Source organism: Xanthomonas sp. AC360, from assembly GCF_979258225.1.
This window is the reverse complement of record NZ_OZ409846.1, coordinates 5,070,270-5,096,090: the sequence shown is the minus strand read 5'-3', so window position 1 is coordinate 5,096,090 and position 25,821 is coordinate 5,070,270. Positions and strand designations below refer to the sequence as shown.

Below are 25,821 nucleotides of genomic sequence, written 5' to 3'. Positions count from 1 at the left end.
GCTGCGGCCATCGGCGTTACACGCCTGGGGTGGCGAGCACGCGGCGTTTCGCCATCACGCTGCGGATCGCGGTGAGCAGTTGTTCGGGGGTGTAGGGCTTTTCCAGGAAGGCCACGCCGTCAGGCAGGATCTCTTCCACGTATTCCACCGCCAGACCGGAGGTCAGCAGCACGGGCAGGTTGTATGGCGCATACGCGGTCTTCAACGCAAGATCCACGCCGGTCAGGCCGCCGGGGAAATGGATATCGGAAAACAACACATCGACGCGCGGGTCGCTGTCGATCAGGGTCAGGGCTTCTTCGACCGATCCGGCGCTGCGGCAGGTAAAGCCGTAACTCTCCAGGACAAGGCAGCTGAGTTGTCGGGTGCCGTCGCCGTCTTCGACGACGAATACAACTGGCCGTTCCTTGTTCTGTGACATGAGCACGTCTCGTAAGGCAAGCCACATTTTCAGCGATGCGGCAGTGAACCCCCCGTCAACGCAGACGGAGCCGTATGGTTACCAGCCGAACGGGCCGGGGCCATAACCGCCGGGTGCGTAGCGTGGGCCAAATACCGGGCCTTCGCCGCGGCCGACGCTGATGCTGACACCGATCTGATGCGCCTTGCCGTCGTCGTCGTAATAGGTCTTGCAGGAGTTCAGATTGACCGCCTGCCAGTTGCTGTTGCCGCCGCGGTTGGAATAGCCCATGCCGGTCTCGACCGCACCATGCAGCTTGCCCTGGCATTGCTCGGCGCGTTCGGCCGCGATCGATGCAGCGCTGGGGCGTGCCAGCGCCGGGCGGGGGCCGCTCTTGTCGCCGTAAAACGTGCCGGGCGGGTCGGTGCTGTACTCCGGGTCGGAGCGGTATTGCAGAGGTGCCTGGGGGACGCTCAGGTCCAGCGAGCGGGCGGTGGCCGGTTCGGCGCTGACATCGCCGGTCTGGGCGAGCGCGCCACCGGCGGCAAATAGAGTGGCCAGGAGAAGCAGGCTGCGTTTCATCGGTTGGACTCTATAGGAATGACTGGCAGCGCGTGCCAGCTCGCCTTGTGAAACTAGCAACGGCTGATTGAATGCGCGCTGTCGATTCGGCCGATTGTTGTGTCGAGACAGGCATGGCGCTGACACACGCTGTTGCATCAGCCTTGCTCGCGCACGATCTCGATCAGCTGCGCACCATAGCGGGCCAGTTTGCCGCCACCGATGCCGCCGACCCGCGATAACGCATCGATGCTGGTGGGCCGTTGCTCGGCGATGTTGCGCAGCGTGCTGTCGTGGAAGATCACGAAGGCCGGCACGTTCTGTTCCTTGGCCAGTTCCGCGCGCAAACCGCGCAGCGCGTTGAACAACACCAGATCCTGCGGCTGCACCGGCAGGCCGGTGCGCTGCGCGCCGCGATCCCGTCCGGCGGCCGGATTCTCGCGGCGCATCATCACCTGGCGCTCGCCCTTGAGCACCTGGCGGCTGGCGTCGGTCAGGCGCAGGCCGCCGTGGCCCTCGCTGTCGACTTCCAGCAGGCTGGCCGCCACCAGCTGGCGGAACACGCCGCGCCAGGTGCGCTCGTCCAGGTCGCGGCCGATGCCGTAGGTGCTCAGTTGATCGTGGCCAAGCTGTTTGATGCGCTCGTTCTCGCTGCCGCGCAGGATGTCGAGCAGGTGACCGACACCGAAGCGCTGCCCGCTGCGGTACACGCAGCTCAGCGCTTTCTGCGAGGCCACCGTGGCGTCCCACGCCGCTGCCGGGGTCAGGCAGTTGTCGCAATTACCGCAGGGTTTGGGATAGGTCTCGCCGAAGCCGGCCAGCAGTACCTGGCGGCGGCACTGCATGGATTCGCAGTAGCCAAGGAGGTGATCGAGCTTGGCGCGTTCCAGACGCTTGCGCTCCTCGGCCGCTTCGCCCTGTTCGATCATCTGCTTGAGCAGCACCACATCGCCCAGGCCGTAGCAGAGCCACGCTTCGGCCGGGTCGCCATCGCGGCCGGCGCGGCCGGTTTCCTGGTAGTAGCCCTCCAGCGATTTAGGCAGGTCCACATGCGCCACGAAGCGCACGTCCGGCTTGTCGATCCCCATGCCAAAGGCAATCGTGGCGGTCATGATGATGCCGTCCTCGCGCAGGAAACGGCGCTGATTCTGCGCACGCACTTCGGCGGGCAGGCCAGCGTGATAGGGCAGGGCGTTGAAGCCTTGCGCGCACAGCTGCTGGGCGGTTTCTTCGACCTTGCGCCGCGACATCGCATAGACGATGCCGGCCGAGCCACGATGGCGGGTGAGGAATTCCTGCAACTGCTTGCGCGCGTTGTCCTTCTGCACCACGGTGTAGCGGATGTTGGGGCGGTCGAAGGAGCTGACGAAGTGGCGTGCGTCCACCAGATCCAGGCGCTCGGCGATCTCGCGCTGGGTGGGCGGGTCGGCGGTGGCGGTCAAGGCCATGCGCGGGATGTGCGGCCAGCGCTCGTGCAGCACGGTGAGCTGGCGATATTCGGGGCGGAAGTCGTGGCCCCATTGCGACACGCAATGCGCTTCGTCGATGGCGAACAGCGCGATGCGGCTGCGTTCCAGCAACGACAGGAAGCGCTGGGTCAACAGGCGCTCCGGTGCGACGTAGAGCAGATCCAGATCGCCTGACAGCAGGGCGCGTTCGACCCGTTGCGCGTTTTCCGCATCCAGCGTGGAGTTGAGGAATTCGGCGCGCACGCCCAGCTGGCGCAGGGCTTCGACCTGGTCCTGCATCAGCGCGATCAATGGCGACACCACGATGCCGATGCCGTCGCGCAACAGCGCTGGCACCTGATAGCACAGTGACTTGCCGCCGCCGGTGGGCATCAGTACCAGGGCGTCGTTGCCGGCAGCGACGTGTTCGACAATGGCTTGTTGCGGGCCGCGGAAGTCGTCGTAACCGAAGACGCGGCTGAGCAGTTCGTGGGCGGGGGAAGACATCCAGCTAGGATACCGTGCGGGTCAAGCCCTGGTCGGTGTCATGCCGGCAGTGTTGCGTACTGGCTGGTCGGGGAACGCCGCGAGGTGAGGGCGGTTGATCAGCGGTGTGTGAGGTCTTGTGAGGTTGAGCTGGATGAGGCTTCGCACCGTACCCTCACCCCAACCCCTCTCCCGGAGGGAGAGGGGCTCAACAACTGACAGCACACGGAGCCCCCTGAGTCAGGGGGCGCGCCGAAGGCGCGGGGTGTGGAGATGCGTAGCGGGGCCCGCCGTTTGCAGAGCAAACGTTGGGGGACATGTCCGCGAAGCGGAGATGGCCGCACCCCCTGAGTCAGGGGGCGCGCCGAAGGCGCGGGGTGTGGAGATGCGTAGCGGGGCCCGCCGTTTGCAGAGCAAACGTTGGGGGACATGTCCGCGAAGCGGAGATGGCCGCACCCCCTGAGTCAGGGGGCGCGCCGAAGGTGCGGGGTGTGGAGATGCGTAAGGCGCGGGGTGTGGCAGGCAGTAAGCAGGCGCCCAAGGTTTCGGCGCAGCGGAACCTTGGGCAAACCCGCAGGGGCCAAGCCCAAGGGGTTACTGCAGCAGCGAGCGCAGCATCCAGGCGTACTTTTCGTGGGTCTGCAGACGCTGGGTCAGCAGGTCCACGGTCGGGTCGTCGCCGGCGTCGTCGGCGGTGCCCAGTACCTTGCGCGCGGTGCGGCAGAGCGCTTCGTTGCCGCTGACCAGCTGGCGCACCATCTCCCGCCAGTCGGCGCTGTCGCTCAGGCCCGGCTCTTCCGGAATCGAGGTCAATGCGACGAACTCGCTGTAGGAACCCGGTGCGTTATAGCCCAGGGCGCGGATGCGCTCGGCCACTTCGTCCAGCGCGGCCCACTGCTCGGTGTACTGGGTTTCGAACATGGTGTGCAGCGAGTTGAACATCGACCCGGTGACGTTCCAATGGAAGTTGTGGGTCTTCAGATACAACGTGAAGGCGTCAGCCATGTAGCGGGCCAGGCCGTCGGAGATCTTCTTGCGATCGCCGTCCTTGATCCCGATATCGATATGCGGCGCCGACGCGGCAGCGACCGGCAGGGCATCGTTGATGACGACGGGCTTGTTGGCGTTCTTTTTCTTGGACATGGGATGGCCCTTCTGAGGAAGTGGATGTCTGATGGAACAGATATGGCGTCACAATAGACAGGCTAAAGGATCAAACGTCATTCAATCTTTCACATTTTTCCATCAATGAGCGCTATCGACACCGACCTTGCCACGCTGCTGCGTGAGCGCCGCCACGCCGTGGATGGCGCAATGAGCCGAGACCGGGCCCGCCTGCTTGGCCTATGGTCGCGCTGGCAGGGCAAACCCGGCAACCCGCAGCTGCGCGACGCATTCGAGCAGGCGCTGGCGGCGTCGCTGACGCAGCGGCAGGCGCGTGCCGAGCAACAGCCGGCAATCACGCTCGACACGCAACTGCCGATCGCACGCGAAGCCGAGCACATCATCGGGTTGATCCGCGACCACCAGGTGGTGGTCATCGCTGGCGAAACCGGCTCCGGCAAGACCACCCAGCTGCCCAAGCTGTGTCTGGCCGCCGGGCGCGGTGCCGCAGGCATGATCGGTTGCACCCAGCCGCGCCGGATCGCCGCGCGTGCGGTGGCCGCGCGGGTGGCCGACGAGCTGAAGACGCCGTTGGGCACCGTGGTGGGCTTCCAGGTGCGCTTCACCGACCGGGTGAGCGAGCAGTCGCGCATCAAGTTCATGACCGACGGCATCCTGCTGGCGGAGATCGCCAGCGACCGCTGGTTGTCGGCCTACGACACCATCATCGTGGACGAGGCGCACGAGCGCAGCCTAAACATCGACTTCCTGCTCGGCTACCTCAAGCAGCTGCTGAAAAAACGCCCTGATCTCAAGTTGATCGTGACCTCGGCGACCATCGATACCGAGCGCTTTGCGCAGCATTTCGACAATGCGCCGGTGATCAATGTGGAAGGGCGGACCTTTCCGGTCGAAGTGCGCTATCGCCCGCTCGAAGGCGAAAGCGGCGGCGACGATTCGCAGGATGCCGGCCGCGACGGCGAGCGCAGCGTCAACGATGCGATCGTGGCGGCAATTGACGAGATCACCCGCATCGATCCACGTGGCGATGTGCTGATGTTCCTGCCGGGCGAGCGCGAGATCCGCGATGCGCATCATTCGCTGGAACGGCGCAAATACCGCGAGACCGAAGTGGTGCCGCTGTATGCGCGGCTGTCGGCGGCCGACCAGGACCGCGTGTTCAATCCTGGCCCGCGCCGGCGTCTGGTGCTGGCCACCAACGTGGCCGAAACCTCGTTGACGGTGCCACGCATCCGCTATGTGGTGGATCCGGGCTTTGCGCGCGTCAAGCGCTACAGCCCGCGGCAGAAGCTGGACCGCCTGCATATCGAGCCGATCTCGCAGGCCAGCGCCAATCAGCGCATGGGCCGTTGCGGGCGAATCGCCGAAGGGATTTGCTACCGGCTGTATGCCGAAGCGGACTTTGCCGCGCGGCCGGCGTTTACCGATCCGGAAATCCGGCGCGCGTCGTTGTCGGGCGTGATTCTGCGCATGCTGCAACTCGGGCTGGGGCGGATCGAAGACTTCCCGTTTCTGGAAGCGCCCGACGAGCGCGCGGTGGCCGATGGGTGGCAGCAGCTGCTGGAGCTGGGCGCGATCGACGCCGAGCGCCGTCTGACCGCCATCGGACGGCAGATGGCGCGCCTGCCGGTAGACGTCAAGCTGGCGCGCATGCTGGTGGCCGCGCAGCAGCACGGCTGCCTGCGCGAGATGATCATCATCGCCGCGTTTTTGGGCATCCAGGACCCGCGCGAACGCCCGCCGGAAGCGCGCGAGGCGGCCGACAATGCGCATGCATTGTTTGCCGATGCGCGCTCGGAATTCGTCGGCATCCTGCGCCTGTGGGATGCGTACCGGCAGGTGCACGAAGACCTCACCCAGTCCAAGTTGCGCGATTGGTGCAACCGGCATTTTCTGGGCTTTTTGCGCATGCGCGAGTGGCGCGAGCTGCATCGGCAGTTGCGCCTGTTGTGCGAAGAACTCGGCTGGAGCGAAGAGCCGGCCAACGTGATGCTGGCGCCGCTGCTGGCGGGCGCCAGCGCGCCTGCGCGCGAGGATGGTCACAACGCCAACCGGCCGACGCGCGGGCAGCTGCATCGCGCCGCGCGTCTTGCGCGCGAAGGCAAACCCGATCCGACTGCGCCACCGACGCAATCCGCTGCGGCGGCATCGAACAAACAGGCCGAGGCCGCTGAAGGCTCGGCGCGAGCGAGCGAGCGCGAACGCGCTGCCGCGTACCAATCGCTGCATCGCGCACTGTTGGCGGGCCTGCCCACGCAGATCGGCCATCGCACCGAAAAGGGCGATTTCCTGGCGGCGCGGCAACGCCGGTTCGTGCCGTTCCCGGGTTCCGCACTGGCGCGCAAGCCACCGCCGTGGATTCTTGCGGCCACCTTGCTGGACACGCAAAAAGTGTGGGGCATGACCAACGCCGCGATCGAGCCGGATTGGGCCATCGCCGAGTTGCCGCATCTGCTGGCACGCAAGCATTTCGATCCGCATTGGTCGCGCGCGCAGGGGCAGGTGGTGGCCTCGGAGCAGATCAGCCTGTTCGGGCTGGTGCTGGCGCCGAAGAAGCCGGTGCATTTCGGCAAGATCGACCCGGCCGCCGCGCACGATCTGTTCGTGCGGCAAGCCCTGGTGACCGGCGAAATCAATACGCGCGCGGCGTTTGTGGCCGACAACCTCAAGGTGCTGGAACAGGCGCGCGAGGAAGAGGCCAAGCTGCGCCGTGCCGGTATCGTGGCCGACGAAGGCTGGCAGGCGCGCTGGTATCTGGACCGCATTCCGGCCGAGCTGCATTCGGCCAGCGGCCTGGATGCCTGGTGGAAAACCTTGCCGTCAGACAAGCGCCGCGGCCTGCACTGGACCTTGAACGATCTGCTGCCCGGCGAAGGCAGCGAAGCCGATCGCTTTCCGAAGTATTTCCCGCTGGGCGATGCGCGGCTGCCGTTGCAGTACCGCTTCGAGCCGGGTGCGATCGATGACGGCGTCACCCTGGACGTGCCGCTGCACCTGCTCAATGCGCTGGACCCGGCGCGCCTGTCATGGCTGGCGCCCGGCTTTGTCGCCGACAAGGCATCGGCGCTGATCCGCAGCCTGCCCAAGGTGCAGCGGCGCAATTTTGTGCCAGCGCCGGATTTCGGGCGTGCGTTCTACGAGGCCTACAGCCTGCCGTCGGCCGACGATATCCGTGGCGAGCTGGCGCGCTTTCTGTCCAAGGCCACCGGTGTGCAGGTCGCGGCGCTGGATTTCGATGAAGAATCGCTGGACACGCATCTACTGATGAACCTGCGTCTGCGCGACGACGATGGCAAGGTGCTGGCCGAATCGCGCGATCTTGACGGGCTGCGTGCGCGCTTCGGCGAACGCGCCGGGCAGGCGTTTGCTGCGCGTGCCGGGCGCGCGTTGGCTGCGGAAGGGCTGCGCGATTTCCCCGCCACGCCGATTCCCGAACAGGTCGCCGGCGAGGCTGGCGTGCCGGCGTACCCGGCCCTGGTGGATCAGGGTGACGATGCTGCCTTACGCATCTTTGCCGACCGCAACGACGCCGCGCAGGCGCATCCGCGCGGCGTGCGTCGCCTGCTGGAAATCGCGTTGGCCGACAAGATCAAACACGCGCGCAAACAGTTGCCGGTCTCGCCCAAAACCGGTCTGCTGTATGCAGCGATCGAATCGCAAGAGCGGCTGCGTGGCGATCTGGTCGATGCCGCGCTCAATGCGGTGCTGGCCGACGGGCTGGGCGCGATCCGCGACCCGGGTGCGTTTGCGCAACGCCGCGACGATGCGACCAAGCGCCTGTTCGGCGAAGCGATGGAACGGCTCAAATTGGCCGAGAGCATCCTGGGCGCCGTGGCCGAGCTCAAACCGTTGCTGGAAGCGCCACTGATGGGCTGGGCACGCGGCAATCTTGACGACATGGAGCAGCAGTTGCGCGCGCTGGTGCATGCCGGCTTTCTGCGTGACACACCGGCAGAGGCGCTGGCCAATTATCCGCGCTATCTCAAGGCGATGATCCTGCGGACCGAGCGTGCCAAGCGCGACCCGGCGCGCGATCAGTCGCGCATGCTCGAGCTCAAGCCGTTTGTGGATGCGTTGGGCGATGCGGCTGCGCGTGGATTGCAGCAACGTGCCGACTGGCAGGCGCTGCGCTGGGATCTGGAAGAGTTGCGAGTGTCGGTGTTCGCGCAGGAGCTCGGCGCCAGGTCCGGCGTGTCGGCGAAGAAATTGTCGCAGCGGGTGGCGGCGTTGCGCTGATGAGTTGTCGGCGGATTGCGTACGGCTGCTTGCAGTCCGCTGCAGCGTGATCCGTTCGCGCTTACCTGGCGACGGGTGATGGGCCATGCGCTTGGCCGCCGCAATGGCATGTCGGTCGCCTGCACCGCCATGAGCGGCGTGTAGATCATGTTGCGTGGAGGGGCGATGCTTAGCGTCTCCCGACGCATCGCCAAGCAGCCCAGACGTGTAGAGACCCAACGCACCCCGCGCGTGCGGCCACATGGCAGTGGCCGCACCCACGAAGACGCCAGCCTCAGAACGTCGCAGCCTCAGAACTTCACGTGCAGGCTCGCCATATAGCGTCGCCCGCTTTTGTAGCGGCCGGCTAGATGGTCCTTGTCACCGAGATACTGCAGATACTCTTCATCCAGCAGGTTCTGCCCATCGATCTGCAGCGACCAGTTCGGGCTGAATGCATAGCCGATGCTGGCGCCGAGTTCGGCGTAGTCGTCCACGCTGGCCGGCGCCGCACCGGCTACATAGCCGCCGGCGAGATAGCTGTCGCGCCAGTTGTAGGTCAGGCGCGCGTTGAGCGGGCCTTTCTCAAAGTACGGGCTGAAGGCCACGCTGTTGCGTGACTGGTACGGCAGCGCATCGCCGGTGTTGTTTTCGCCGTTGGCGTAGGTGTAGTTGGCGGTCAGGCCAAAGCCGCTGTCGCCAAAGGGTTGCTGGAACGAGAGGTTGAAGCCCTTGACCTTGCCGTCGCCGGCATTGCGCGGCCGCTGCACGCTGTAGTCGCAGTAGCCGTCGGCGGTACAGCCGTTGCTGCCGAGCAATTGCGCCCAGCTCTGCGGTGCGGTATCGCGCAGCGCGTTGTATTGACGTTCCACGCTGGCACTGGTGTCGATGTAGTTGTCGATCTTTTTGTAGAACACCGACCACGCCACCACCGATTGCTGCGCGAAGTAATACTCTGCCGAGAGATTGAAATTCCACGATTCGTACGGTGACAACTCGGCGTTGCCGCCGCTGCCGGTCAGCGTGGTGTCGTTGAGGAAGGTGTTGTTGACCATCTGGTTGTAGGGCGCCCAGGCGATCACCTTGGCCGCCGCGAAGCGGAACACCCAGTCCGCGCTGGTGTCGTAGGACACGGTCAGCGACGGCAGCAGAAAGTCCTCTTTGCGGGTACGCGTCTGCCACAGGCTGTCGGCGTTGGTCAGCGACGGTGTGCCGCTATAGACAAAGCCGCTGCCTTCGGTCTTGGAGTCCACATAGCGCACGCCCAGATTGCCGCGCAGACCGCCGCCGGAGAAATTCAACTGCGCGTAGGCCGCGTTATTGGTCTGCTCCAGCGCCCAGCTGTTGTTGAGATAACTGGCCGGATCCGGCGCGTTGTAATCGACCGGGCTGTTACGGATCCAGTTCAGCACATTGTTGCGCCCGGCCTGCACGTGCTGGCCGTGGTCGGGATAAAAGTCCTGCAGGTCGGTCAGACCGATCGTGCCGACATCGGCCAATGTGCCAGGGGTCACTCCGCCGTAGACGTTGAGCTCGAAACGTTCCTCATGTTTGCCATGACGCACGCCCAGCAGTAACTGGTTGAACACGCCATCGAACTGCACATCCAGATCCAGTTGGCCGTAGGTGTCCTTGCTCTCGGTGGAGAAGATGCCGTTGTTGCCGAACCAGCCACCGGCAGAGCCCCAATTGACCGGGTCGCGTGCGCGCGCAGGGTCGTCGAACTGGATGCCGCGGCGCGTGTCCCAACGGAAGCCGCCGTTGTAGAACGGCTCGATGAAGTATTGCGACAGATCCCTGTTTTCGGATTTGCTCTGTCCCACCTGTCCCTTCACACCCCAGCCATCGCCGCGGAACGCGCCGCGCAGATCCAGGCCTTTGGTGGTGACTTCCGATTCGCGCACGTTGTTGTCGTAGATCACCGTGCCGCCAAGCGGATCGGCGTTGGCGCTGGAATGGCCGCTTGTCACTACGCCGTTGCGCATATCGCCGAGCTGGTCCACCGCGGCCACCGTGCCGGCATTCCAGGTCAAAAAGCTGTACATCGACTGGTTGTAGTTGTCGAACTTCTCGTTGATGTACACGCCGCTCAGATTGAATTCCAACGCGTCGCTGGGTTTGAGTTGCAGGTTGACCACTGCGCTGTCGCGCTCGCGGTCCTGCTGAAACCACGCAGCGTTGATCGAGTTGGGTACGTCTGCATCGGCCGGAACCGTGCCTGCGGCGTTGGCGAAGGTGCTGGCAGGCGCATAGCCGAATACTTCCATGCCACGGCGGTCCACGCGTTCTTCGTAGTGCTGCGCGGACACGGCAATGCCGAAGGTTTCTGCGGGATTTTTCCAGCTATAGAGCAGGGCCGCATTGGGATTGCCCTTGCTGGCCTGGTCGCTGTAGCTGTAGCCGATGGAGCCGGCGATCTCGTTGGCTTTCAGATCCAGCGGTTGGCGCGTGTGCATCAGCACCGTACCGCCGAGGCTGCCTTCGGTCAGTCGCGCTTCGGAAGACTTGAGGATCTCCACGCGGCCCAGGATCTGCGGCGCCAGCAAGGTGTAGTCGAATCCGCGGCTGGGCTGTTCGCCGTATAACCAGATCGCCTGCGCCACCGGGTGGCCATCCAGGAACGACAGATTCAAGCTGGGGTCGGTGCCGTCGATGCTGACGCGCTCGCCCTGGCCGAAGCGTCGGTCCAAGGTGACGCCGGGAATCTGCGATAGCGCTTCGGCTACATTGGTGCTGGGAAACTTGCCGATGTCCTCGGCAGTGATCGCTTCGGAAATGCCGGTGTTGTTACGTTTGGTGTCCAGCGATTTTTCCAGGCTGGCACGGATGCCGACCACCTGGACGGCGTCCAGCTCGGTGGCTTGCTGGCCAGGGCTCTCCTGGGCTTGCGCGGTGACCGCCAACGACAACGCAATCGCACTGCACAGCAGGGTGGTGCTGTATTTCATGATGTCTCTCCTCATCACGCACAGGGATGGATGGCGGGCCGTGGCTCGCCGGATGCGGGGGCTGAAAGTGGCTAACAAAACTACTGTGCAGCTGCCAGGCGGGCGCGGCCGGTGCTCGGAATCGGCATGTACCCCTCGTACACTCCGGTTCTGAGCGCGCCGTCCACACCCACCTGACGACTGCTCGCTACGTTTTGTTAGCCACTTTTAGTAACCGCACGTTCGGGAAAACGCGCGGTGGAACGCTTACGACACGTCAGCGTGGCGTTGCAGATACCAATTGGCCGCACCGAGCACGCCCAGCTGCCCGTGCTCGACCAGCTTGACCGGGATGCGTTCGAGCACCGCGCGCATGTTGCCCTTGTCCAGAAAACGCGCGCCGAACGTGCTGGACGCCAGAAAGTGTCCGATCGTCGGCAGGATGCCGCCGGCCAGATAGATGCCGCCGGCAGCGCCGTAGGCCAGCGCCATGTCACCGACGGCGTGGCCGAGTAGGGCGCAGAACACGTGCAGGGTTTCGCGCGCCAGTGCGTCGTCTTCATGCAATGCCGCATGCGTGATTGCCGCAGGCTGCTGATGACGTTGCGGCGAACCGTGCAGCGCACACACCGCGGCATACAGCCGCAACAGTCCAGGGCCGGACAACACGTGCTCGAGCGGCAGATAGTGTTGGTCGCGCAGCAGGATGCGCAGCAACTGCTGTTCGTGCGCGTGCGTGCTGGCCAATGCGACCTGGCCTGCTTCGGTCGCCAGCACGATGGGGCGCGGCTTGGCATCGATCCACACCGCCGCGCCCAATCCGGTACCGGGGCCGACCACCAGCATTGGCCCGGCGCTGCGTGCATGCCGCGGCGTGGGGCCGCTCAGTTGCAGCACCGCACGCGCTTCCATCTGCGGCGCCGCATAGGCGACCGCTTCGAAGTCGTTGACCAGATGCACGTTGCGCAGTTCCAACGCGGCGCGCAGGCGGTTGGGCGAGATGCTCCATGGCAGGTTATTGCTGATGAAGCTGCCGTCGTCCAGCGCAACGCCCGCGCTGGCGATCACGACTGTCTCGACACGGCTCACCTGCGGCAGGAAGTCGGCCAGGATGGCGTCAAGGCTGGCGTAGTCGCCGCAGCGATAGGTGCGGTAGTGGGCAAGCGCAATCGCTGCGCCCTCTGCCTGCAGCACGTGGCCAAGACGCACATGCGTGCCGCCGACATCGGCCGCGATAAAGCCGGTGGCCGCAGGAGCAGCAGGCGTGGCAGAAGCGTGAGCAGAACGCGAAGTCGCAGCCACATGCAGTCCTTAGTCCGTCTGATCAGCCGATGCCATCAGCGCGTAGCGGCCTGTTTAGAAGTTGGTGACAACGATGTCAATGGTCCAGTCGGGTTGGATCGATCTTGTTGGCAGGCTCAAGTGCAAAAACCGCCCTATGGACCGGTTCTATGCGGACTTCATTGCGCAAAGTGGACAAGACGGTGCAGTCGGTACGTTTGCAGTTGGCGCGGTGACGGTGTGCAGGCGTGCTCAGCTGGTGCGGATGCATGCGGAGCCAGTGAGGTGCGAGTCCATCGACCACCTGTCTTATTTGGGGGTGCTACACGACATCGCGAACTACTGTCTGGTGAAGCCGAAGCCATTGGCATGCCCAACGTCACGCAGCATCACTGCCGTTTGCGGATCAAGGTGGGCTATGAAAGATGGCGAACGGCGAACGGCGAACGGCGAACGGCGCGCCGCGCGATGCGTTGCCCGCGCTCACTGCAACAGCAATTACCGTTCAACCCGCAGCAGCGCGACTCGCAATGCCGGGCAACGTGCTGCACGCGGCATTGTCGGTGGGCGGTGCTGTAGAGGGATATTGCTGCTTGCCAAGCACATAGGTCTGGCTGGTAGCGACGAATCCATCCGCATAGGTGGCTTCGACGAAATAGGCGCTCCAACCGGCATCTGGAATCTGCACCGGCACCGAGACGCTGTTGCCGCGTGCAAGCGCAATCGGGGTGGCGTGGTAGCGGATGCCGCAGGCATAGCGGAAGTCGCGCGCCTGCGGATTGGTGGCCGCCCACAGCCGCACTTGCGTCGGTCGTTCCGACGAGCGGAAGCGAATGTGCAGTGCGTCGCCTGCGCGCAACGTGTCGCTCACATTGGGGAGCGAGCGCTGCTGCTGCAGCCGCGCAATAAACGGCACCAAGCTATCGACGATCGATGTGCGGATGCCGTTGTGCGCGCTGTTGGGCACCATGCGTAATGCTTTGCTGCCAGGCAGCGCGTCGTAGAAGAACTGCGTGTTGTCTGGCAGGAAAAAATCATCGCCGCTGGCGTTGACGATGTACTTGGGCACCCTAAAGCGCTTGCGGTAGGGCGTGTGCAGATAACTCAGCGGGTCCTGCAGTTGCACCAGTTGCGCGAACGCCGGGGTCTGCAGTTGCGCGGTGATTCCCTGCTTCGCATAGGCGTTGAATGCAATCGGCCAGTTGCCACCGTATGCCCGATACATGTGGTCCAGCACGGCCGGCATGTTGAGGATGTCGATCACGAACGGCACCACAGCGTCCACGCGTGGGTCGGCGATGGTGGCGTGCCAGCTGGCCCAGCCGCGCTTGGACGCACCGGCAAGAATGAAGCGATGGATCTGCAGCGGTGCCAACTCGCGCTCGGCCAGACTCATGGTGCGCGCGATCGCCGCGGCCATCGGTACATGCAGTGGCATGGTCTTGCGCTGCTGCGGCGATTGCAGAAACAGCGACCAACTGTAGGCGACGCTGTCGTCCTCGCGGCGCGGGGCGGCATCGCCCTGATACTGCAGCGCCTGATTGGGGATGTCGCTCAGCGCGATGACCACGGTGCGGCTGCGTTGCGCCAGCGCCGCCAGCGCTTCCGGCGGCAACTCGCTGGCCGGCTGCGCCGCACTGCCGGCAACCGGATGACGCGTGCCATTGGTGGAGATCAATAACGCGCGCGTCGGCAGCGCATCGGCGGGCACATACATCGCCACGTCATGCTGCCAGGTGGCCGGGGTGACGAGCCCTTCAGGCGACCATGTCTGCGAGGTCAACAGGTATTCGCGCCGCTCGACACCGGCGATGCGGCTGGTGGCCCCTCGCGTGTAGACCAGCGGCTGCTGTTCTACTGCATCGCGATAGCAGATCAGGGCCTTATCAAACCCGACCTCGGGCGCGGTGGCGCAGCGTTCGTTAGCAGTGGACGCCAGTACTGGCCCTGCGATCAAGGCCAGCAATGCAATCCCGCAGCGTGTCATCAGGCGCATCGGCATTCTCCGTCAGCGGCGCTGGGAGCCAGCGCGATCAAGGGCCCGGCCCGCGCCAGATGCGCAGATCAAGCCTTGTCGGTGGCCAGTCTGGCACGTAGGACGCATCCATCCTTTGCAGTGCCCACACCAGATGCCGGCGAAAACGAAGTCAAGCTTGTCGGCGAACAGAGGCCGCTGCATTGATTCGTTAACTTTCCGCAGAAGCGCGCTTGCATGCGATTGGGCAGTGCCGGCCAGTCTTCATCGCACATCCGCACGCGCCGGCGAGGGGGCTGCTTTTCTTTGCTTCTGCAGCACCTTTCCGCCATCCGCACTGCTTGTACGGGCTAACACTTGGAGGGGGCTAAAAAACGCAGCGAGCGGTCGTCAGCGATGCATTGACGGCGTACTCAGCACCAAAGCGTACGACTGGCCCTTGCCGCACCGAGCACCGGCTACGCCCGCCTGACGGCGAGCGCAGTCGTTTTGTTGGCCGCGCTTACTTGATCCGCCGCACCTTGGCCGGGGTGTTGTACCCCTCGATCTGCAGATACCACACGCCGACCAGGCCGGGCTTGATCTTGACCTTGGGAGCCTCCTTGCGCACGCCGGAGAGGCTGGCCACATCGGTTTGTTCCCATTCCTGACCATTGGCCAGCGTATAGACGCGGCCTTTGGAGAAGCCCTTGAACTCGCCGACGATGTTGCTCTCGATCGGCTCCTTGCTGCCGAAGTCGAAGAAACCACGGTTCTTGACGATGATTTCCTGGCGGCCGGCTTCCTTGGCTTGTTCGACCACGACGGCGGCTTCCTTGGCGACCTTGCCCTGCAGCCAGTCGTTGAGCGCGGCCAGTTCGCTGGCATCGAGCTTGTCCAGGCCGGCGGCCTTGAACTGTTCGGCGCTCATCTGCGACTGCAGATCGCCGTGGACTGCGCGCTGCGCCAGGGCCGGGGTGGCGGTCAATGCAAGAGACAGGCAGACCAGCAGGGGAATGCGGCGCACGAGCAACATGGAAGCCATCCGACAGGGAAGAGGTGGCTAGTGTAGACGCTGTGCCGTGCCAGCCGACGCCGGTCAGTCCACGCGGTCGGCAGTGGCCGATGGCGCCTGCGCGGAGCGGGCGGGGCGGCGATAGATGAATTCCGGCGGCGACGCAGCCGCCTCGGTGTCGGCAATCGCGCGCACCTGCGCATGGTCGGGCGAGCGTTCGCAGACGGGGTCCAGCGTGGCGGCATCGCCGCTGAGCGCCAGCGCCTGGCAGCGGCAACCGCCCCAATCGATCTCGCGTTTAGGACACTCCTGGCAAACCTCGGGCATCCAGGCGGTACCGCGAAACCGCACGAACGCCTCGCCGTTGTTCCAGATATCGGCCAGCGAGCGCTCGCGCAGGTTGTCGAAGCGCATGCCGTCGATGGTTTCGGCCGCGTGGCAGGGCAGCACGTCGCCGCGCGGAGAGATATTGACGAAGCGCTGACCCCAGCCACCCATGCAGGGCTTTGGCAGGCGCGCGTAGTAGTCGGGGGTGACGAAGTCGATCGCCAGACGGTCGCCGAGCTCGCGCCGCGCGGTTTCCACCGCAGAAATGGTGTCCATCAGCTGCTCGCGGCTGGGCATCAGCGCAGCACGATTGCGCAGGCCCCAGCCGTAGTACTGGGTGTGCGCCACTTCGATGCGCTCGGCCTGCCATTCCAGCGCCAGCGCAATCATGCCGGGCACGCGGTCGGCGTTGTGCCGGTGCAGCACCGCGTTGAGCGTGAGCGGCAGGCCGCGTGCACGCACAGCCGCGGCAAAATCGCGCTTTTTCGACAGGCTATTGCGATACCCGGCGATGCGGTCGGCGCCGGCCGGGTCGACGTCTTGCACGCTCAGCTGCACATGCTCCAGTCCGGCGGCTTGCAGTTGGTCCAGCATCGGTTCGCCGCCGGCCACGCCGGAGGTGATCAGGTTGCTGTACAGCCCGAGCTCACGCGCATGCGCCACCAGCTCGGGCAGATCCTTGCGCAACATCGGTTCGCCGCCGGAAAAATGCGCCTGCAGCACCCCCATGTCGGCGGCCTGCTGCAGCAGCGAGCGCCAGCCGGCGGTATCCATTTCTTCGCGTAGTGCCGCCAGTGCAATCGGGTTGGAGCAATACGGGCATGCCAGCGGGCAGCGATGGGTCAGCTCCAGCAGGACCGACAGCGGTGGCGGTGCAGTGTTCATAGCCGCAACAGACGTTTCTGGTGCAGGGTGGTGGTGAGTTCGATCACATCCACTTCGATCTCGGCGGCGTCGGCATCGAACTCTGCCGCCAATTCCTGCGCAATTTGCGCCAGCGAACGCGCGCCATCGAAGCGCTGTGCCACCACCTGGGCGATCTCGTCGAGTTCGACAACGCGTTCGGGCGCAAGCAGCACCCACTGGTCGCGTGTGCGGTCGTGCTGCAGACGCACGCCTGCGCGCAGTGCCGGCTGACTCTCGCGGGTAATCTCGCTCACGCAGCGGCCCGGCGGGCGTCGCGGGCGGGCACGAACGCGTCCGGCCACACAATGCCTGGCGTGACATAGGCCACGTGCAAGGCATCCAGCTGCGCCCACAACACCGAACATTTGAAATGCAGCGCGGCCTTGACCAGCTGCTGTTTTTCGACCGTATCGGCATGCTGCTTGACGTACTCGAGCGCGAAATCCGAATCGCGCGGCGCCTCGGTCAGGCGATGCTCGAAGTACGCCAGCGCCTCGGACGATACGAAGTCGTAGTGCTTGAGCATGCCGGCCACGCGCTGGCCGATGATGTTGGGCGCGAACAGTTCGGTGAGCGAGGAGGCAATCGCCTCGAGCAGGCTTTTTTCGCGGACGAAGTGCAGATACGCCTGCACCGCAAACCGCGTGCCGGGCAGCAAGGCGCGCCCGGATTCGACCAGGCCGCGATCCAGGCCCAGCGCGTCGGTCAGATGCAGCCAACGTGCGATGCCGCCATCGGTGGCGCTATTGCCGTCGTGGTCGAGGATGCGCTGGCGCCAGATTCGCCGCAGCGCCGGGTCTTCCATGCGCGCCAGGATCGCCGCATCTTTCAGCGGAATGCAGCGCTGGTATTCGAAGCGATTCAGCGCCCAGGCCTGCACCTGGCCGCGATCGAGCTTGCCGTGGTGCAGCAGCGCATGAAATGGGTGCTGGTCGTGATACAGGCGTGCGCCGATCGCGCGCAGGTCCGCTTCCAGTTGGTCGGGAGTGAGCAGGGCGGTCACAGCGTGATCTCCAGGCCGTCGTGGGCAACGTCCCAGCCGCTGTCACGCGCACTGGCGTACTCCGGCGAGTGGATGTCGAGCACGGGATTGGTGGTGTTGAGATGGATGAAAAGCTTGCGTGCCACATCCAGCGAGGCAAAGGCAGCGATGGTGCCGTCGGGGCCATCGATACTCATGTGGCCCATGCGCTGGCCGGTCTTCTGGCTGATGCCAAGTTGCACCATCTCGTCGTCTCGCCACAGCGTGCCGTCGAAAAAGACCAATTCGGCTCCTTGCAGGCGCGCGCGCAGTGCATCGGTCATCGCCGCGCAGCCGGGGATGTAGTGCATGCGGTGCTGGCCATCGTCGATGGTGAGCCCGAGGGTTTCTTCGTTGGAGCCGGCCAGATCGCCGCCGCTGCGCGATTCCATGAACAGCGGCACCTTGCCCGGCACCGAGAAGGGCGTCAGCTGCAGGCCGAGCAGCGACACCGGCGTGTCCAGCGCAAATGGCTGGCGCGTCACGTAGTTTGGATTCACCGCGTCGAAGATGGGGTTTTGTGCCAGCAGGTCCAGCACGCGGCTGCTGGCATGCAACGAGAAGGCCTGGCTTTCTCGCATCGACAACAATCCGGCGATATGGTCGATCTCGCCACTGGTCAGCAGCACCGCTTCGATCGGCGAATGGCGCAGGCCGTGCTGCGGCCATAGCGCAGATGTAGCGAGAATCTGCTGACGGAAATCGGGGGACGCATTGATCAGGACCCAACGCTCGCCGTCGGCACTGACCGCGATACTGGCTTGGGTACGACGTTGGGCACCGTCTGCTTGTTGCCAGGCCCGCTGGCTAGCGGGTGTATGGCAATTCCACTGCGGGTGCCCACCGCCGGCCGCCGATCCCAAAACGATGATGCGCATGGAAACTGTTACCTACTCTGCCGGCAGTTGCCGGTCATGCATCAAAAAGAAGGGCGGCTGGTGCGATTGAGACGTGCCGGATCAAAACTCGCCAGAGACGTAGCAGTTGATTTCGGCGCCACAGTTGACTTCACGAACGACAGGCTTCTTCCAGGTCTTCATCGGCTACCTCGCAGTGGGTGGAAAAACGCCGTCGCGGCGCAATGCAGCGACGACGTGAGCCGAGCATAGGCAGCCGGTTTATTCCAATTGTAAAGAGCTTGTAAAAAGCCGGCATTGCGTCGCAGTTAGTCCGCCGCGCGAACGCCTATCCGTCGCAGAGCGGTTGCGAATCAAGACCTTGGCGGGTGAACCGACCATAAGCGCAAACATGCTACCGGCCGGCATTTGCGCCGAAATTGCGCGTTGTAGAGAAGGTGACGCGCACGTTACCGTAGCTGTCAGACCCCAGTGATCGCCGGCCGCCGTGTCCACCGTTGTGACCAGTTCCTCATTCGAACGCCTGCATGCCTTGCTGCAGCGCCCGGCCGTTGCGTCGATCGCACCGGCATTACGCGATGCATTGGCGCAGGCCTGGCAGGAGGCGCCGCCCGCGCAGGCCGACAGCGTGCCGTGGGCGCTGCTGGCCGACACGTTAGACGTGCTGGCGTCGCTCGCAGCCGACGAGGCCACGGTGATTGCGGCCTTGCTGTTCGATCTGCCGGCATTACGCGGTGCGGTGGCTGGCTTGCCCTGGCAACCGGCGGAGCGGCGCGTGGCCGTGGAAGGATTGCTGGATGGCCTGGATGCGGCCGATCAGGTCTGGGCGCTGCATGCCGGACGCGAGGCCGGGCGCAACAGCGAGGGCTTGCGGCGCCTGCTGTTGTCCATCATCCACGACCTGCGCGTGGTGCCGATCCTGCTGGCGCGGCAGCTGACGCGCATGCGCGTGGGCGACCGCCTCAGCGAGGAGCAGCGCCGCGCGCTGGCCCAGCTCACCCGCGACATCCATGCGCCGCTGGCCAACCGGCTGGGCATCTGGCAGGTGAAGTGGGAGCTGGAAGACCTGGCTTTCCGGCACCTGGAACCTGATACCTATCGCCGCATCGCGCGCGAAGTGGACGAAACCCGGGTGGCGCGCGAGCGTTATATCGAGGCGGTCAAGCGCACCTTGTCGAGCGCATTGGCGGGGCAGGGCCTGCGCGCAGAGGTGAGCGGGCGGCCGAAGCACATCTACAGCATCTGGCGGAAGATGCAGAAAAAGCGGCTGTCGTTCGACCAGTTGTATGACGTGCGCGCGGTGCGCGTCATGGTCGACGACGTGGCGGCCTGCTACGCGGCGTTGGGCGCGGTGCATTCGCTGTGGGCACCTGTGCCCAGCGAGTTCGACGATTACATCGCCCGGCCCAAGGCCAACGACTACCGCTCGCTGCATACCGCGGTGGTCGGGCCGGAAGGGCGCACGATCGAGATCCAGATCCGCACCCACGAGATGCATGCCCAGGCCGAGCTCGGCGTGGCTGCGCACTGGAAGTACAAGGAAGGCGGCAAGGGCGCCGAAAAGGCGTTCGATCGCAAGATCCTGTGGATGCGCCAGTTGCTGGAACAGGTGCAGGAAGGCGACCACGGCGAGTTGGCCGGTGCGCTGGATGCCGAGCTGATCGAAGACCGCGTGTATGCGCTGACGCCCAAGGGCGAGGTCATCGATCTGCCGCAAGGCGCCACCCCGCTGGATTTTGCGTACCACGTGCACACCATGGTGGGGCACCGCTGCCGTGGCGCGCGGGTCAACGACCGCATCGTGCCGCTGACCTATCGGCTGCGCAGCGGCGACCGCGTGGAGATCATGACCGCCAAGGAAGCCGACCCGCGTCGCGACTGGCTGCTGGCGTCCAACGGCTTTCTGGCCAGCGGGCGTTCGCGCGACAAGGTGCGTGCCTGGTTTCACAAGCTCGACCGCGCGCGCAATGTGCAGGCGGGCAAGGAGTTGCTCGATCGCGAGCTCAAGCGTCTGGGTCTGCAGCATGCCGATCTGAGCGTGGCGACGCGCAAGTTCCACGCCGAAAACGTTGACGATCTGTATATCCAGGTGGCGCTGGGCGATACCGGGCCGAACCAGGTGAGCCGTGCGCTTCTGGAAGCCGAGCGCGCGGCCTCGCAACCTGCGGTGCCGGCGCCACCGCGACCGACTGCGCGCCGCGAGAGCTTGGGGAAATCCAAATTCACCGTGCAGGGCGTGGGGAATCTGCTGGTGCAACTGGCGCGGTGCTGCCAACCGGTGGCCGGCGAACCGATTGCCGGCTACCTCACCCGCGGGCGCGGCATCACCGTGCACCGCACCGACTGCGCGGCATTGGCACGGCTGGCGGCTGCCCACCCGCAACGCGTGTTGCCGGTGGAATGGGGCAAGGCCGGCAGCGGGTACGAAGTGGATGTGCAGGTACGCGCGGTGGACCGCCGCTGGCTGCTCAAGGACATCACCAACCTGATCGCGCAGGAAGATGCCCACGTGCTGGAAATCAACAGCGACAACGTGCGCGACACCGGCAGGGCGCAGCTGCGACTGCGGCTCAAGGTGAGCGACTACGACCAGCTGTCCGCGCTGCTCGGCAAGCTGGATGCCTTGCCCGGCGTGAATGAGGTGCGGCGGCTGGGCTGAGCGCGGTCAAGCGGCGTTGCGTGTTTCTGGCGAATGCTGCTGGTGGTTGGGGTGGCACACATCATCTTGGGATGGCGCAGAGCATCGGCTGACTCTCGGTGTGCTGCGCTTCGGGAGTCGCTTGCGCGGTCGCTGTGCTGCGGCACCCTCGTGTCAGCCACCCCAGGCGTCGTGCAACTGCCTTGACGATGCATCGATGCACCAGAGCAGTCCGGACAGCGCGCCCGCACCCGCAGCGCCTGCCTTGACCAATTCCGAATCCGCTACACCGTCTTCGCAACACGGCCAGCTACCATACGCACGTGAACGCGCCCCCGTCAGGTCGCGCCAAGGATGGACGCTACCGTATGTTCCCGCTGCCGCGCTGGGTCAGGTCGCCGCGCCTTTGGGCGCCGTTGCGCAGCCGTGCACTGTGGCGCGTGGTGCTGGCGCTGGCCGCCTGTCTGCTGTTAAGCGTCATCGCGCTGCGCAAGCCGCTGGGCGATGTGCTGTGGCCGGATACCCGGATCCAGCAACTTCTGCAACGTGGCGATGTTGCGCTGTCGCGCGGCAAGCTCAGTGCCGCCGATGGCAGCGGTGCGCGCGAACTGTTCACCGCCGCACTTGCATTGGATAACGATCGCAGCGAGGCGCGGGTCGGGTTGGCCCGGACCGGCGTGGCTGCCGTGGTGCAGGCGCGCGCCGCCATCGCGGCCGGTGATGCGGACGCCGCGCAGCGCACGCTGGCATTGGCAACTGCACTGGAGGTGCCGCAGGCACAGGTGGCGCCGGTTGCGCTGCGGCTGCGTCAACTGCAGGCGCGCCGCGCCGGGCTGGATGCCTTGCTGGCGCAGGCCGTTGCCGCCCAGCAGCAAGGTCGCCTGGATGGCACGCCCGACAGCGCGCTGCCGCTGTATCAGCGCATTTTGACCCTGGCGCCCGACCGCACCGACGCGCTGGAAGGGCGCGAAGATGCCTTGACCGATCTCTTGGCGCAGGCGCGTCACGCGCTGGCGCGCGACGCACTCGGCGAGGCGGCGCGCCTGCTGGCAGCTGCCAAACGCTACGACGCCGGGCATGCCGACGTGCCGTCGACCGAAGGGCATTATCACCGTGTGCTGGACCAGCGCCGGCAACGTGCCGAGGCATTGCTGCGACGCGGTCGATTGGCCCCCGCTGCACGCGATTTCAACGCCGTACTGGCGGCCGAGCCGGCCGATGTCGGCGCGCAGCGCGGGCTGGAACGGGTGGCCAGCGAATACGCCGCGCAGGCAGGCCGGCAGGCCGCAGATTTTCAGTTCGACGCGGCGATGCAGTCGCTGCAACAGGCGCAGTCGCTGGTGCCGGGCGCCGCATCCATCGCCCAGGCCGAGCAGGCTATTGCCCGCGCCCGTGACGCCCAGCGCAGCCCGGAAACCGGGCTGTCGCGCGGCGTGCGCGAGCGCCGTTTGCGCCTGCTGTTGCAACGCGTCGCCGATGCCGAAGCGCGGCAGCAATGGATGACGCCGCCCGGCGCCAGCGCCTACGACGCGGTGCGCGCGGCGCAGGCGCTGGCACCGCGCGATCCACGCGTGCTGCAGGCCGCCGCACGCGTGGTGCCGGCCAGCCAGCGTTGTTTCGAAGACGAGCTGCGCAATAACCGTCTGCGTGCCGCACGCGGCTGCCTGGATGCCTGGCAGGCGCTGACGCCGAATGGCGATGCGCTGCCCGGCGCGCGTCGACGCTTGGCCCAGCGCTGGGTCGCGGTCGGCAGCGAGCGCCTGGGCCAGGAGGATGCGGCGTTCGCGCGCCGGGCCCAGGACGAAGCCCATCAACTAGACCCCGGCTTGCCGGAGCTGGCCGAATTCACGCGCCGGGTCAGAGCGGTGGCAGAGCAGCGCTGAGGCGTGCGCTGTTTTGGTCGGCGTTTGGCCTGTGCATGCCGGTAGTGGATGGTGATCGACCGGAGACATCACAGGGGCGCTTCGACGTCATCTTCGCAGCAGGCAATGGCCGACCAGCGTGGGCGCATCAGGCGAACGCTCAGGGAGAGATAACCCTGGCGGCTGGCCGCAGCCGCAGCACTGCCCCTGTCGCGCAGAAGATGACCTCAGAGCGGCTAGCAAGACGTAGTGCGCGGTTGACAGGTGGGTGTGGACGGCGCGCTCAGAACCGGAGCGTGCGCGTGATACATGAGCATTCCGAGTGCCGGACGCGCTCGCCTGGCGCAGCAAAGTAGTTTTATTAGTTGCTCGCAGTCCGTACCGGTTGTTGCTCCCTTCTCCCATCGGGAGAAGGTGCCCAAAGGGCGGATGAGGGGACGAGCGAAGCGTCGAAATCCATGTGTGCGTTCGTCGTCGCGGTGAGCGAACTCTGCGAAGTCCCGCGTCCTGCGCGCCAAGACATCGATGCAGCCCGCAATGATCTGCGTGGTACGACGACAACTGCCCGATCCGCAACGCACCCGTGAGTCAGCAGGGGCGCCACCTCAGTCCGCGATAAACAGCTCGCGGACCGTCGCGCGCGCTGCGTCCAGCGAGAAGTGCTCGGCCACGTTGCGCAGCCCGTTGTCGGCCAGCTTCTGCCATAGCGCTGCATCCTGATACAGCCGCACGATGGCGCTGGCAAAGGCATCGGCTTCGTCGGCCACGCAGACATCCTCGCCATCGCGCAGATGCATGCCTTCCACCGCGCAAGTGGTGCCGACCACCGGCTGACCATGCGCCATGCTCAGATTGATCTTGCCTTTGACGCCGGCGCCGAAGCGCAGCGGGGCGACCGCAATGCGGGCGCTGTCCATGAACGGCACCAGATCCGGCACATGGCCATGCAGTCGCACGCCGGGGCATTCGTCTGCAAGCAGCTTCAGCGCCGCCGGCAGATCCGCACCGATGCAATGAAATTCCACGTCGGGCAGTTGCGCGCGCACCTGCGGGAAGATCGCGCTGATAAACCACTGCACCGCATCCACATTGGGCGGGTGGCGGAAGCCGCCCACGAACACCAGGTCGCGGCGTTGCACGAAGCTGTGGCCGCTGCCGGCGACCTCGTGCAGGTTGGAGAGCAGGGCAGTGAGGATCTGCGGCGCGTCCGCGCGCAATTGCGCCTGTTCGGCGGCAGACACCAGCAGGGTGACGTCGGTGGCCGCCATGATTTCCAGTTCGCGTACGCGTGTGCGTTCGGCGCTGCGCAGCAGATTGGCATCGCCGGCAAGCTCGGCGCCGCGGCGTTCGCGCAGGTAATGCAGGTCGACGGTGTCGAACAAGGTGCGTGCCTGCGGCGCGTACTGTTTCAACAACGGCAGGCAGGCGTGGGCAACGTGATGCCGCACCAGCAGCACCACCGCAAAGCGCGAGCCGTGCGCGCGCAACCAGCTGCCGATGCCGTCCAGGAACGGCGCATACCAGACCTCTACGCCCAGTTGCTGCAGCGCCTGGGTGTGGCGTCCGGCATGTTCGCGCCGGGTCGGCACGAACACCACATGGGCGCCTTCTTCGCGCAATAGCCGGATCAGATTGAACTGCCGCAACGAGCCGGAATCGCGATCCGGGTGTGGCACGCCTTCGTCCAGGATCAGCACCTGGCGTTGCCCGCGATGCAGTTGCGCCGGCCCGGGCACCGTGCCGACCGGCAACTGCGTCGCCAGCGCCTGCTGCCATTTTTCCGCGAAAACGGCTTGATTGCGCACCTGATAGGCCTTTACTCCGGTGCGCGTGTCGGTGCCGTTGCTGGTGCCTTCGTCATGCACCACCACACTGGCCGGCTGCACCAGGACCTGATGCCCTGCGGCGCGTACTGCAAAGGCCAGGTCGGCAGCATCCCAATCCGATGACGTATCGCACCCCTCTAGCCTGCCTAGCGTCTGCAACAGCGCCCGTGGCAGCGCGATGGCCGCACCCGAGCAGTAGTCCATCGCGCGCACATAGGCATAGCGCGGGTCGTCGGCCGACTCGAAGCGGCCGTAGCTCCAGGCGCTGCCGTCGCCGAAGACCACACCGCCGGATTCCTGCAGGCGCCCGTCCGGATACACCAATTGCGCGCCGACCAGGCCGGCGTTCGGATGCGCGGTGAAGGTGCCGATCAGTCGATCCAGCCAGCCGGGTTGCGGAATGGTGTCGTTGTTGAGCAACACCACGTATTCGCCACGCGCCAGCGCAATCCCATCGTTGCAGGCAGCAACGAAGCCGCCGTTGCTGGCGCGCAGGTGGTAGTGCAGGCCGGCAATCTGCGGCAGCTGCACTCTGGTGGCATCGCTGCTGCCGTCGTCCACCACGATGATCTCCACCTCCAGCGTTGGTGGATGCGCAGCCAGCGCACGCAGACAGGCCAGCGTATGGGCGATGTGGTTGTAGACCGGGATCACCACCGTCACGCGCGGCACGGCGCTGTGCGGTACTGCGAATGCAGCAAATGGCGCGGCATCGGGCAGCCATAGCGGTGTGCCGAGCGCAACCGGCGGTGCCTGCGTGTGTACGCGAATGCGCTGCCAGGTGGCCCGCCACCCGCGTGTGCGCATGCTGGCCACGCTGCGGTGGATCAGGCCGAGCACGCGATTGAACAGATAGCGCGCATCGGCCAGGGACATCGACATTGCGTTGAAACTCCAGCGGAGAGACGGGTGAATGGAGTCAGCAGGGAGTGCGATGGCGCAGCCGGCAGACAACCGCCGCCAGTGTACCGA

General features: G+C 65.5%; 17 protein-coding genes and 2 other RNA genes. 4 read left to right on the top strand and 15 right to left on the bottom strand.

The window, feature by feature from the left end; translation table 11 throughout:
• Positions 1 to 16 precede the first annotated feature (16 nt).
• The 4 genes from ACZZ0O_RS21860 to ACZZ0O_RS21845 form a co-directional block, all read right to left on the bottom strand.
• Complete coding sequence (locus tag ACZZ0O_RS21860; protein WP_055849136.1) at positions 17 to 421, bottom strand: response regulator; 405 nt, start codon at positions 419 to 421, stop codon at positions 17 to 19.
• A gap of 78 nt (positions 422 to 499) precedes the next feature.
• Positions 500 to 982: a hypothetical protein gene (locus ACZZ0O_RS21855; protein WP_055849139.1), complete on the bottom strand. Its 483-nt coding sequence runs from the start codon at positions 980 to 982 to the stop codon at positions 500 to 502.
• A gap of 137 nt (positions 983 to 1,119) precedes the next feature.
• A complete protein-coding gene (gene recQ, locus ACZZ0O_RS21850) occupies positions 1,120 to 2,916 on the bottom strand; it encodes a DNA helicase RecQ (protein ID WP_055849142.1) in 1,797 nt (598 codons plus the stop codon).
• Between the two features lie 573 nt (positions 2,917 to 3,489).
• Positions 3,490 to 4,038 (bottom strand): Dps family protein, encoded by a 549-nt coding sequence (locus ACZZ0O_RS21845; RefSeq protein ID WP_055849144.1) that lies wholly within the window; start codon positions 4,036 to 4,038, stop codon positions 3,490 to 3,492.
• A 105-nt stretch (positions 4,039 to 4,143) separates the two neighbouring features.
• Between ACZZ0O_RS21845 and hrpA the strand changes: the two genes are divergently transcribed.
• Positions 4,144 to 8,256, top strand: a complete 4,113-nt coding sequence (gene hrpA / locus ACZZ0O_RS21840) for an ATP-dependent RNA helicase HrpA (RefSeq protein WP_463591833.1) — start codon at positions 4,144 to 4,146, stop codon at positions 8,254 to 8,256.
• 290 nt (positions 8,257 to 8,546) lie between these two features.
• Here the strand turns inward: hrpA and ACZZ0O_RS21835 are convergent, their stop codons facing one another.
• Positions 8,547 to 11,183, bottom strand: coding sequence for a TonB-dependent receptor (locus ACZZ0O_RS21835; RefSeq protein WP_463591832.1), 2,637 nt, complete (start codon positions 11,181 to 11,183; stop codon positions 8,547 to 8,549).
• Between the two features lie 126 nt (positions 11,184 to 11,309).
• Between ACZZ0O_RS21835 and ACZZ0O_RS21830 the strand changes: the two genes are divergently transcribed.
• A non-coding RNA gene (locus ACZZ0O_RS21830) (sX9 sRNA) lies at positions 11,310 to 11,386 on the top strand.
• Positions 11,387 to 11,429: 43 nt separating this feature from the next.
• Here the strand turns inward: ACZZ0O_RS21830 and ACZZ0O_RS21825 are convergent.
• From ACZZ0O_RS21825 to pqqA, 8 genes are all read right to left on the bottom strand, one after another.
• Complete coding sequence (locus ACZZ0O_RS21825) at positions 11,430 to 12,464, bottom strand: glucokinase family protein (protein WP_463591831.1); 1,035 nt, start codon at positions 12,462 to 12,464, stop codon at positions 11,430 to 11,432.
• 484 nt (positions 12,465 to 12,948) lie between these two features.
• Positions 12,949 to 14,439 (bottom strand): PhoPQ-activated pathogenicity-related family protein, encoded by a 1,491-nt coding sequence (locus tag ACZZ0O_RS21820; RefSeq protein ID WP_463591830.1) that lies wholly within the window; start codon positions 14,437 to 14,439, stop codon positions 12,949 to 12,951.
• Positions 14,440 to 14,920: 481 nt separating this feature from the next.
• Entirely contained in the window at positions 14,921 to 15,433 is a 513-nt protein-coding gene (locus tag ACZZ0O_RS21815) for a hypothetical protein (protein ID WP_463591829.1), read from the bottom strand.
• Positions 15,434 to 15,496: 63 nt separating this feature from the next.
• Positions 15,497 to 16,624, bottom strand: coding sequence for a pyrroloquinoline quinone biosynthesis protein PqqE (gene pqqE, locus ACZZ0O_RS21810; RefSeq protein ID WP_463591828.1), 1,128 nt, complete (start codon positions 16,622 to 16,624; stop codon positions 15,497 to 15,499).
• On the bottom strand, positions 16,621 to 16,899 hold the full coding sequence (gene pqqD, locus ACZZ0O_RS21805) for a pyrroloquinoline quinone biosynthesis peptide chaperone PqqD (protein ID WP_238151831.1): 279 nt from the start codon (positions 16,897 to 16,899) through the stop codon (positions 16,621 to 16,623). Before pqqD ends, pqqE begins: the two co-directional genes overlap by 4 nt.
• On the bottom strand, positions 16,896 to 17,648 hold the full coding sequence (pqqC, locus tag ACZZ0O_RS21800; RefSeq protein ID WP_463591827.1) for a pyrroloquinoline-quinone synthase PqqC: 753 nt from the start codon (positions 17,646 to 17,648) through the stop codon (positions 16,896 to 16,898). The genes pqqD and pqqC overlap by 4 nt, the downstream gene beginning before the upstream one ends.
• Positions 17,645 to 18,544 carry a pyrroloquinoline quinone biosynthesis protein PqqB gene (pqqB, locus tag ACZZ0O_RS21795; protein WP_463591826.1) on the bottom strand — a complete coding sequence of 300 codons (900 nt, stop codon included), beginning with the start codon at positions 18,542 to 18,544 and terminating at the stop codon, positions 17,645 to 17,647. Before pqqB ends, pqqC begins: the two co-directional genes overlap by 4 nt.
• 81 nt (positions 18,545 to 18,625) lie before the next feature.
• Positions 18,626 to 18,706 (bottom strand): pyrroloquinoline quinone precursor peptide PqqA, encoded by an 81-nt coding sequence (gene pqqA, locus ACZZ0O_RS21790; RefSeq protein ID WP_002812057.1) that lies wholly within the window; start codon positions 18,704 to 18,706, stop codon positions 18,626 to 18,628.
• A gap of 304 nt (positions 18,707 to 19,010) precedes the next feature.
• Here pqqA and ACZZ0O_RS21785 point away from each other — a divergent pair, with 304 nt between their 5' ends.
• Both ACZZ0O_RS21785 and ACZZ0O_RS21780 read left to right on the top strand, forming a co-directional pair.
• Positions 19,011 to 21,182: a RelA/SpoT family protein gene (locus ACZZ0O_RS21785; RefSeq protein WP_330218876.1), complete on the top strand. Its 2,172-nt coding sequence runs from the start codon at positions 19,011 to 19,013 to the stop codon at positions 21,180 to 21,182.
• 347 nt (positions 21,183 to 21,529) lie between these two features.
• Positions 21,530 to 23,044: a hypothetical protein gene (locus ACZZ0O_RS21780; protein ID WP_161961670.1), complete on the top strand. Its 1,515-nt coding sequence runs from the start codon at positions 21,530 to 21,532 to the stop codon at positions 23,042 to 23,044.
• 213 nt (positions 23,045 to 23,257) lie between these two features.
• On the opposite strand, the gene ACZZ0O_RS21775 is transcribed toward ACZZ0O_RS21780, so the two are convergent.
• Positions 23,258 to 23,334, bottom strand: a non-coding RNA gene (locus ACZZ0O_RS21775) — sX9 sRNA.
• Positions 23,335 to 23,628: 294 nt separating this feature from the next.
• Positions 23,629 to 25,731 carry a glycosyltransferase gene (locus ACZZ0O_RS21770; protein ID WP_463591825.1) on the bottom strand — a complete coding sequence of 701 codons (2,103 nt, stop codon included), beginning with the start codon at positions 25,729 to 25,731 and terminating at the stop codon, positions 23,629 to 23,631.
• Positions 25,732 to 25,821: the final 90 nt, after the last annotated feature.

Coding starts and splice junctions, on each gene's coding strand:
- hrpA (WP_463591833.1), top strand. CDS start 4,144: ATGAGCGCTATCGACACCGACCTTGCCACGCTGCTGCGTGAGCGCCGC.
- ACZZ0O_RS21815 (WP_463591829.1), bottom strand. CDS start 15,433: ATGTTGCTCGTGCGCCGCATTCCCCTGCTGGTCTGCCTGTCTCTTGCA.
- pqqA (WP_002812057.1), bottom strand. CDS start 18,706: ATGAAGACCTGGAAGAAGCCTGTCGTTCGTGAAGTCAACTGTGGCGCC.
- pqqE (WP_463591828.1), bottom strand. CDS start 16,624: ATGAACACTGCACCGCCACCGCTGTCGGTCCTGCTGGAGCTGACCCAT.
- ACZZ0O_RS21820 (WP_463591830.1), bottom strand. CDS start 14,439: ATGCGCCTGATGACACGCTGCGGGATTGCATTGCTGGCCTTGATCGCA.
- ACZZ0O_RS21860 (WP_055849136.1), bottom strand. CDS start 421: ATGTCACAGAACAAGGAACGGCCAGTTGTATTCGTCGTCGAAGACGGC.
- ACZZ0O_RS21770 (WP_463591825.1), bottom strand. CDS start 25,731: ATGTCGATGTCCCTGGCCGATGCGCGCTATCTGTTCAATCGCGTGCTC.
- ACZZ0O_RS21855 (WP_055849139.1), bottom strand. CDS start 982: ATGAAACGCAGCCTGCTTCTCCTGGCCACTCTATTTGCCGCCGGTGGC.
- pqqB (WP_463591826.1), bottom strand. CDS start 18,544: ATGCGCATCATCGTTTTGGGATCGGCGGCCGGCGGTGGGCACCCGCAG.
- recQ (WP_055849142.1), bottom strand. CDS start 2,916: ATGTCTTCCCCCGCCCACGAACTGCTCAGCCGCGTCTTCGGTTACGAC.
- ACZZ0O_RS21845 (WP_055849144.1), bottom strand. CDS start 4,038: ATGTCCAAGAAAAAGAACGCCAACAAGCCCGTCGTCATCAACGATGCC.
- ACZZ0O_RS21780 (WP_161961670.1), top strand. CDS start 21,530: ATGTTCCCGCTGCCGCGCTGGGTCAGGTCGCCGCGCCTTTGGGCGCCG.
- ACZZ0O_RS21835 (WP_463591832.1), bottom strand. CDS start 11,183: ATGAAATACAGCACCACCCTGCTGTGCAGTGCGATTGCGTTGTCGTTG.